Origin of the sequence: Microbulbifer sp. (assembly GCF_051659245.1) — a bacterium.
Classification (GTDB): Bacteria; Pseudomonadota; Gammaproteobacteria; order Pseudomonadales; family Cellvibrionaceae; genus Microbulbifer.
In genome coordinates, this window is record NZ_JBOFOC010000212.1 from 23,758 (window position 1) to 32,715 (window position 8,958).

At 63.7% G+C, this 8,958-nt stretch carries 6 protein-coding genes; 4 read left to right on the forward strand and 2 right to left on the reverse strand.

All coding sequences use genetic code 11. The annotated features are described in order from the left end of the window. Positions 1–46 precede the first annotated feature (46 nt). Positions 47–1,360, reverse strand: coding sequence for a 3-dehydroquinate synthase II (locus ACRC0P_RS19585; protein ID WP_438632992.1), 1,314 nt, complete (start codon positions 1,358–1,360; stop codon positions 47–49). Between the two features lie 332 nt (positions 1,361–1,692). Between ACRC0P_RS19585 and epmB the strand changes: the two genes are divergently transcribed. The 4 genes from epmB (at position 1,693) to ACRC0P_RS19605 (ending at position 7,455) form a co-directional block, all read left to right on the forward strand. After that, positions 1,693–2,709, forward strand: coding sequence for an EF-P beta-lysylation protein EpmB (epmB, locus tag ACRC0P_RS19590; protein ID WP_438632993.1), 1,017 nt, complete (start codon positions 1,693–1,695; stop codon positions 2,707–2,709). 159 nt (positions 2,710–2,868) lie between these two features. Further along, a complete protein-coding gene (locus ACRC0P_RS19595; protein WP_438632994.1) occupies positions 2,869–4,956 on the forward strand; it encodes an EAL domain-containing protein in 2,088 nt (695 codons plus the stop codon). Positions 4,957–5,130: 174 nt separating this feature from the next. Further along, positions 5,131–7,086, forward strand: coding sequence for a M1 family metallopeptidase (locus tag ACRC0P_RS19600; protein ID WP_438632995.1), 1,956 nt, complete (start codon positions 5,131–5,133; stop codon positions 7,084–7,086). 237 nt (positions 7,087–7,323) lie between these two features. After that, a complete protein-coding gene (locus ACRC0P_RS19605; protein ID WP_438632996.1) occupies positions 7,324–7,455 on the forward strand; it encodes a hypothetical protein in 132 nt (43 codons plus the stop codon). Between the two features lie 2 nt (positions 7,456–7,457). Here the strand turns inward: ACRC0P_RS19605 and ACRC0P_RS19610 are convergent, their stop codons facing one another. Beyond that, a complete protein-coding gene (locus ACRC0P_RS19610; protein ID WP_438632997.1) occupies positions 7,458–8,768 on the reverse strand; it encodes an erythromycin esterase family protein in 1,311 nt (436 codons plus the stop codon). Positions 8,769–8,958 lie beyond the last annotated feature (190 nt).

Consider the following 8,958-nt stretch of genomic DNA (forward strand, 5'->3'; position numbering starts at 1 on the left):
AGCGGGCGCGGCACCGGGGACAGGCGCCGCCTCCCGGGTGGAGGAATCAGAGCTCGATGATGTGCTCGTCCACCTTGACGCCCACATGACGGCCCGGCTCTGTGCCGAAGCCGAGCACCCGGTCGCCGGGCACGAGTTCGGTAACGTTCAGGGGCCTGGCCTTGTCGGAGAAAACCCGCACGTGCCAGTCGTCCTGCATGATGATGTTGACCTTGCGGTTTTCCGGGAAAGTGGCCTCGATCAGAAGCAGTGGGCGTATCTCGGTCTTGGTGCGGCCCACGTACACCTGGCGGGTCTCGCCGCGGGCGTTGACCGTGGTCAGTTGACTGCCGGCGCGCAGCTCGCTGATGTAGCTGGTGCGGTCGTTGCTCTGGAACACATAGCTGTGCACCGAGGCGGCGTTGATGCGGAAGGGGCGCAGCTCCATGTAGGGCAGGTGGAAGACCTCGGGGCAGCAGAGGATGCCACCGGTAGAGGTGGAACCCACCAGTATGCCCTCGTCCGGGTTGAACATATGGGTGGTGTCGATGCAGGCCCGGTAGCCCAGGCCCAGGTGGGTGATACGGTCGATCACGCCCACCTGGACATCGATCTTCGGCGACGCCTGGGCGTCTATCTTGCCGGCGAAGCGGTCGAACTGCTCCATGGTGGTGAAGGATGCCAGCACGCCGTCGCTGCCCAGCTCCAGTACGCCGAGGGCGATGACCGCATCGTCCACGTCCTGATGCACCTCTTTCAGCAGCACGGTGTTGCTCTTGTGCAACTCGGCGATCACCAGCTCCAGCGGGATATTGGTCGGATCCTTGAAGGACACCATCAGGTGGTCGTAGTGCATGCCCTGATGGAAGGAGGCGTGCAGGCTGGCGGCGTTGTCCACATGCATGCGCAGGCTGGTGCGGAAGCCGGCATCGCGGGCCGCGGCCAGTACCTGCGGCTTGTAGCTGGATACCACCGCCACCTGTTTCTTTCCTGCACCCTCCTCGAGGTGCTTGGTGAACTGGGCCCACTCATCAATGGTTTCCAGGTGCAGTACCCGCTGCAGGCGCGGGGAAACCGCCTTGTGCAGCTCCTCGAAGTTGTCGGCGTAGAGCACTATGCCGTTGTAGCGCCCCTGTCCCAGGCGCTGGACAATGGCTTTGCGGGTCTCCTCGTCCAGCGCCGCCAGCACGCAGGAGTCGTACCAGAGGACATACTCGCGGTCCTGTGGCACCTCGGTGGTGACCGGAAAGAGAGCCGTATTGGCTGGCGGCGCCGGCTCCAGCGGCGTGGTGGGTTCGCGCTGCTGCGGCGCGGCCTTGGCAACACCGTCCTTGCGGGCTTTTTTTTCCGCAGCGGGGCGTTTGCTCTCGACTTGTTCCATGGCGGTTTCCTGATAGTGGTTGAGTGATTTACTGGTGGCCGGGGGGGCCGGGAAGCATTGCGCAATCCCGCGGGAATTTGCGCGAGCGGAAGGGGGGCGACTGCTTGAACTGCACTTGCTTGGGCTTCCCTGCTCGCGGCCAGCGATCGTTTGCATGAGCAAGCAGGCTAATTAAGGAGGCGGGGGGCGTCACCTAGCAGAAATGTCAGGTGCCGGGACCAGGTGTCGGTGTTAGGCGCTTTTGATACCGGCGGCGTGCCATCCGGGCTGGTCAATAAATCGCCGTCCGGCTCGCCGCCCTGCTACAATGCGCGCTTTTAACCCTGAACCCTATGACACAGCACCCAGTCGCAATCGGCGAAATCCCCGCGCGCGAACGCCGCTGGCAGGAGGAAATGGCGGACCTGGTGACAGATCCGCGGGAACTGATCGAGTTGCTGCAACTGGACTCGCAGCAGTTGCCGGCCGCACTCGCCGCCGCAGAAGAATTCTCCCTGCGCGTGCCGCGCCCCTTCCTGAAGCGCGTGCGCCCCGGCGACCCGCGCGACCCCCTGCTGCTGCAGGTGTTGCCCGGCGCACCGGAGCTGCAGCCCAGCCCCGGTTTCAGCGCCGATCCCCTCGATGAGGCGGCGGCCAACCCGGTGCCGGGGGTGGTGCACAAGTACCGCGGCCGCCTGCTGCTGATCGCCGCCGGCCAGTGCGCGGTCAACTGCCGCTACTGCTTCCGGCGCCAGTTTCCCTACGGCGACAACCACCTGAACCGCAGCCAGTGGCAGCGGGCGCTGGATTACATTCGTGCCCAGGCGGGTCTGCGCGAGGTGATCCTGAGCGGCGGCGACCCGCTGGTGCTGGGCGACCGCCAGCTGGCCTGGCTTGTATCCGAGCTGGCGGCGATGCCGCAGTTGGACAAACTGCGGCTGCACAGCCGCCTGCCGATAGTGGTGCCGGCGCGGATCACCGACGAGTTGATCGACTGGTTCACCGGCTCGAGGCTTGTGCCGGTACTGGTGGTACACTGCAACCACGCCAACGAGATAGATGGCGAAGTGCGCGTCGCCCTGCAAAAACTGCGCGATGCCGGGGTCAGCCTGCTCAATCAGGCGGTGCTGCTGCGAGGGGTAAACGACAGCGCCGAGGCGCTGGAAGACCTGAGCGAGGCGCTCTTCGCCGCCGGCGTGCTGCCCTACTACCTGCACCAGCTCGACCGCGTGCAGGGCGCGGCGCACTTCGAGGTGAGCGATGCCCGCGCGCGGGGACTGGTGGAACAGCTGCGCCGGCGGCTGCCCGGCTACCTGGTGCCGCGACTGGTGCGGGAAGTTCCCGGGGAAGCCTCCAAGACGCCGCTCTGAGGAGGAATGCGCAAATCTGCCGGCGGCATCCCCGCCGCCGGCCTTTCCGTTTGCTTCGAATAGTGTGACACGGTTGCCAATCCTGCCTTGTAAGTCCCGGTAGCGCGGCAATAAACTAGCGGGCTCGCCTGACGCGACGGTAGTTAACAAGAGCAAATGATGAGCAGCAACGACACCATTCGACTTTTACTGATCCACGATACCCCCACCGAGGCCCAACGATTGGTGAGCATGCTGCACAACGCCGGCTGTCCCAACCGCGCGCAACACGTGGCCAGCGAGGCCGCGCTGGCCAAGCTGCTGCAGGATAAAGCCTGGGACCTGCTGATCGCCGCGGAAAACAGCCAGCAGGTGCCCCCCGCAGTTGCCCTGCGCACCATCAGCAAACTGCAAAAAGACGTGCCGGTGCTGCTGCTGACCGAGCGCAGCGGCGCGCAGCCCGCGGTGGAGGGGCTGAAACTCGGCGCTCGCGATGTCATTACCGTGGACGAGGACCAGCACCTGCTGCTGGTGATCCAGCGCGAACTTACCGCGCTCGCCAACCGCCGCGTGGCGCGCCTGCACGACCAGCGCTACCACGCCACCCTCCAGCGCGCCAAGGAGCTGCTGGACAGCTCCAAGGACGCCATCGCCTATGTGTCCGACGGCCTGATCGTCTACGCCAACGACTCCTTCGCCGAACGCTTTGGTTACCGCAGCAACGAAGACGTGGAGTACCAGCCGCTGATCGATATGCTCACGGAGGGCGAACAGGAGGCCGGGCGGGAATTTCTCAAGCAATGCGCCATCGACAACAACGAGGTCGAGGCCCGCGAGTGGAAATTCACCGCCAAGACCGCTTCCGGCAGCCCGCTGCCCACCCGCGCCCAGGTGCTTTCCACCGTGTACGACGACGAGCGCTGCCTGCAGGTGCACATCGCCTCGCGCAGCGGCGACACCGAGGAGCTGGAGGCCAAGCTCAGCGACATCAAAAACCGCGATCCGCTCACCGGTCTCTACAACCGCCAACACTTCGTGCAACTTCTCGACTCCGCCATTAAATCCACCGCGGGCACCCAGCGCACCGGCGGCCTGATCTATATCGAGGTGGACGGCTTCGAAGAGACGGTACAGAAAGTGGGGGGGGTGGCGGGCGCCGACGCGCTGCAGAAAAATATGGCCGAGCTGCTGCAATCCAGCCTGCGCCGCGGCGACATGATCGCCCGCTACGGCGACGAGAGCTTCTGCCTGCTGATACCGGAAACCACCCCGAACAGCGCCGAGCAACGCACCCGCGAGCTGCTGAAGAAAATTTCCGACACCATTTTCGACGCCGCCGGCAAGACCCTGCAGATCACCGCCTCGGTGGGTATCTCGCTGCTCAGTGAGGCTTCCGGCAACGCGCAGAAAGTACTCGACCAGGCGCTGCACGCCCACAAGCAGGCGCAGCAGAAAAACCCCAAAGGAAACGGCTTCGCTCTCTACGAACCGGACGCCGACAAGGAGGGCGACGCCGACACCTACCACCGCGCCCGCGTGGTGCAGGCGCTGGAGGCGGGCAAGCTGAAACTGTTGTACCAGCCGATCCTCAGCCTGCAGGGCAGTGGCGAACAGATTTACGAGGTGCTGGTGCGTTTGGTGGACGGCAAGGACCAATTGTCGCCGATGGCTTTCCTGGAGGCCCTCGGCGACGCCGGCCTCTCCACCAAAATGGATCGCTGGGTGACCCTCACCGCGATCAAGGCCGCCGCCGCCCAGCGCGCCAAGGGTAACGAAGTGTCGCTGCTGCTGCATATCACCGCCGCCTCGCTTCTGGACAGCGGCCTGCCGGCCTGGCTGGCGGTGGCCTTCAAGGCCGCCAAGGTGCCCCCCAAGGCAGTCACCTTCCAGCTGCGCCAGGAGGATATCAACAGCAACCTGCACGCCGCGCGGGACTTCACCAAACAGGTGCAGGACCTGGGCTGCCGCGTAGCGGTGTGCCACTTCGGCATCGGCCTCAACCCCTTTAAGGCCCTGGAGCACGTCAAGGTGGATATCGCCAAGGTGGACGCCTCCTTCGTGCGCGAGGTGCAGGACGATGGCGAAAGCGGCGAAACCCTTGCCAACCTGGTCAAGCAACTGAACGAAGCCAACACCAAGGTGATAGTGCCGCATGTCGAACAGGCCAGTATGCTGCCCACCCTGTGGCAGACCGGTACCGACTATATCCAGGGCTTCTACGTCCAGGCGCCCGGCGAGGAGATGAACTTCGATTTCAGCCTGGATTGATACTCGGGACTCGGGACTCGGGATGTAGGGGCGCGAACCGGCACGCCGAGTTCCAATTCCCGCCGCTCCTACAGGGCGCCTTCGGCGTCCAAATCTGCTCCCGGCTGATTTGTCCCCGTCGCTCCTGTATCCTGTTCCGCGTTTCAATAAACAGAATATTTCTGGAGCCAATCCATGCTGCCCCGCTTACTCTGTACCAGTTTTCTTTTCGGCGCCCTCGCCCTCGGCGGCTGCGCAAAATCCGAACCTGAAAAAAAGGATGAACGTGCCGCGCCGCAGGCCGAAGCCCCGAAGGCCGGGTCCGACGACAAGGTCGCCGCGGACAAAAAGGACCCGCAATCCGGCGTGGATTACCACTCCTTCGCCAACACCGACGACTACCGCATCGAGCATCTGGACCTGGATCTCACCGTGGATTTTTCCCGGAAGGTGCTGGAGGGTGAAGCCCGGCTGGAAATCAAACGGCTCAGCAAAAAGAACCCGCCGCTGGTGCTGGATACCCGGGACCTGACGATCGAATCCGTCGAGGCCGGCCACGGCGAGCGGCTGGAACCGGTGAAATTCTCCCTGGGCGAAAAGGACGATCACCTGGGCACGCCGCTGTCGATCAAACTGCCGAAGAATGCCACCGCCGTGGCCATCCGCTACCGCACCTCGCCGGAAGCCTCCGGTGTGCAGTGGCTGGAGCCGCAGCAGACCGCGGGCAAAAAGCATCCTTTCCTGTTCACCCAGGCCCAGGCGATCCACGCGCGCAGCTTTGTGCCGCTGCAGGATTCCCCCAAGGTGCGCATGACCTACGGCGCCACTATCCGCACGCCGAAGGAACTGCGCGCGGTGATGAGCGCGGACAACGATCCGGAGACGGAGAAAGACGGCGTCTACGAATTTGAAATGCCGCAGCCGATCCCCTCCTACCTGCTGGCGCTGGCGGTGGGCGACCTGGAATTCAAGCCCATGGGCGAGCGCACCGGTGTCTACGCCGAGCCGGCGCTGCTCGACGCCTCCGCTGAGGAGTTCGAGGACACCGAATCCATGCTCGAGGCCACCGAGCGGGTCTACGGCGCCTACCGCTGGGACCGCTACGACCTGCTGATCCTGCCGCCGAGTTTCCCCTTCGGCGGTATGGAAAATCCGCGTCTGAGCTTTATCACGCCCACGGTGATCGCCGGGGACAAGAGCCTGGTGGCGCTGATCGCCCACGAACTGGCTCACTCCTGGTCCGGCAACCTGGTGACCAATGCGAGCTGGCGCGACCTGTGGCTGAACGAGGGGTTCACCACTTATCTGACCAACCGCATCATGCAGAATATCTACGGCGACCAGCGCTACAAAATGGAGATGGCGCTGGGCTACGACGACCTGCAGGCGGACCTGGCGGACAGGGAGGACCGCGACGAGATCATGGCCATCGACCTGCGCGGCCGTGATCCCGACGAAGTCTTCTCCAATATCCCCTACGAGAAGGGCTCCCTGTTCCTGTACGAGTTGGAGCAGAAAATCGGCCGCGAGGCCTTCGACCAGTTCCTGCTGGAATACTTCAACCACTTTGCCTTCCAGAGCATCGCCACGGAAGATTTCGTCGATTACCTGAACCAGACGCTGCTGAAGCAATACCCGGAGAAGCTGGACGCGGAGCGCATCCACCAGTGGATCTACGAGCCGGGCATTCCGCAAGGCGCGCCACACCCGCAATCCGACGCCTTCAGCAAAATCGATCCGCTGCGCCAGCAGTGGTTGGGCGGAGAGATTTCAACGAAAGATATCGACACCAGCGGCTGGACCTTCCACCAGTGGAAATATTTCCTCGACGGCATGCCGGAAAAACTAAGCGAAGCGCAGTTGAAGGAACTGGACAGCACCTTCGATCTGACCGAATCGAAAAACAACGAAGTCGCCTTCAGCTGGCTGATGATTGCGGTGCGCAACCAGTACAAGCCCGCCTACGGACGCCTGGAGAATTTCCTCTCCACCATCGGCCGCAACAAGTTCCTGCGCCCGCTGTACCGCGAGCTGGAGGAGACCGGTCAGGGGGAACTGGCCAGGCGCATTTTTGAAAATGCCAAGGCCGGATATCATCCGCTGACGGTGAAGGTGAACAGCAAGGTTATCTACGGCGACGACGGCGAGTAACTAACCCCTCTCCCCAGCCCCTCTCCCCGCGGAGGAGGGGGCTCTGTGCTCCCCGGGAGCGGGGTTGGGAGGGATTGGGGGAGGGCTGCTCCACCGGACAAACCCTTCCAAATGTAAATTTTTGTAAAATCCACCCCCCCATTCCGCTGCTGCGGGCGTGGGAGTCTGCACTGGCAAGGGAAATTGAATTTGCAGTAAAGTGCGTATGCACAAGGCCGCCATATGGAGATCAGGACGGTGCATTACCTAGCTTTTTCGGCTCTGCTGCTGGTGTTGATCGTCGTCGGCTGCAACAACAAGGTTTGTGACGACGAGCGCGGCAAACCCGCGCCCATACCTTTACCCCACGCGGGTGTCACACCGGGGTGAATTCAGAAGCCCCAGGGAAAGGTATCCGGTGGCGCCGCCTCCGCGGATGTCTCCACATGCAGCGGATGCAGCGCCCGGGTTTCCTCCAGATATAAAAAAGCGTCGTAGCGTCGCGCCAGTTCGGTGGGCACATAGTTGAACCGCTCGTACTCCGGGTTGTACACGACGCCGACGGCGCGGTGTCCGCGGGCCTGCAAAAAATCATCCCGCTCCCCGGTCTCGTCCAGCAGAAAGAGCCCGTCGTCGCCCAGCGCCTCGTGCATGGCGCCTTCCCAGGAGTGCGCGGGAGCTTCCGGCAGCGGCATTTTCTGCTGCTGGCTGCCCCAGGCTCTGCCGGCGATCACGCTGCCCCGGTGACAGCCGAAGCCCACCAGACGCACCCGCCCGGAGCCCCACTCCTCACGCGCCAGCTGGCCGATGTTGTACATCCCCTCGTGCCGCATGTCGGTGGCGCGGGCGTCGCCGACATGGGTGTTGTGGGCCCATACGATGCCCTTGCTGTTCGGCCCGTGGTGCGGCATCAGGCGGTTCAGGGTTTCCATCATATGGGTATCGCGCAGGTTCCAGGAGCCGGGGCCGCCGAGCACCATGGTGCGGTAGTAGCGCTCCGCGTTCACCATCACGTGGGCGTTCTGCTCGGTGTCGAAGTCGCCCTCGGGGTCCGTATCGAAACGCGGGCGGCGGTGCGCCAGTCGCAGCAGCAGGCGGACCACCTCATCCGCGCAATCCTGGTGCGTTGCGGTTGTATGTCGCGCATAGCGCTGCTCGTCGCGCCCGTAGGGCTGGAAACAGTTGAACACCCGCTCTGCCAGGGCCAGTGATTGCGGATCGTTTCGGCGCACGTGACCGATGATCGCCTCCAGGGATTCCCACAGACTGTACACGTCGAGCCCGTAGAAGCCGGCCCCGCGTTCGCGTCCGGTATTGTGGTTGCGCAGCCACTCGGCGAAGGCCACCATCTCCCAGTTGGCCCACATCCACGTGGGCCAGCGATCGAAATCGCGCAGCACCGATTCGGCGTGCTCACCGGCTTGCGGATAGGATTTTACGTAGCGGTTGACGCGGTAGCAGTCGGGCCAGTCGCCTTCCACCGCGACAAAGTCGAACCCGTGCTCCTCGATCAGCCATCGACTGATGGCGGCGCGCCAGACATAGAACTCGGAAGTGCCGTGGGAGGCCTCGCCCAGCATCACTATCCGGGCTGAGGCCAGCTTTTCGATCAGGGGAGCCAGGTCTGCCCGCTCGCGCAGTGGGCGTTGCAGGTCGCGCAGCTGGTCGGGGAGGGGGGCTCTGTCTTTGCTCGATGCTGTCATCAGTCGGAATCCGGCCACGGACGGAGGACAAAACGGGCGGTGCCTGTTGAGAGGATAGTGCCACCACCGCTGTCTTCCCCATGCGATGGGCTGGAATCTCATTGTAGGAGTGGCGGGGCGGCCATCCGCACATGGCCGCGATCGGACTGAGCTACGAAGCAAATCCGATCGCGGGCATGGCGGATGGCCG

Excerpts from the sequence above, each read along its gene's own strand:
- ACRC0P_RS19585 (WP_438632992.1), bottom strand. The coding sequence starts at position 1,360 with ATGGAACAAGTCGAGAGCAAACGCCCCGCTGCGGAAAAAAAAGCCCGC.
- epmB (WP_438632993.1), top strand. The coding sequence starts at position 1,693 with ATGACACAGCACCCAGTCGCAATCGGCGAAATCCCCGCGCGCGAACGC.
- ACRC0P_RS19595 (WP_438632994.1), top strand. The coding sequence starts at position 2,869 with ATGAGCAGCAACGACACCATTCGACTTTTACTGATCCACGATACCCCC.
- ACRC0P_RS19600 (WP_438632995.1), top strand. The coding sequence starts at position 5,131 with ATGCTGCCCCGCTTACTCTGTACCAGTTTTCTTTTCGGCGCCCTCGCC.
- ACRC0P_RS19610 (WP_438632997.1), bottom strand. The coding sequence starts at position 8,768 with ATGACAGCATCGAGCAAAGACAGAGCCCCCCTCCCCGACCAGCTGCGC.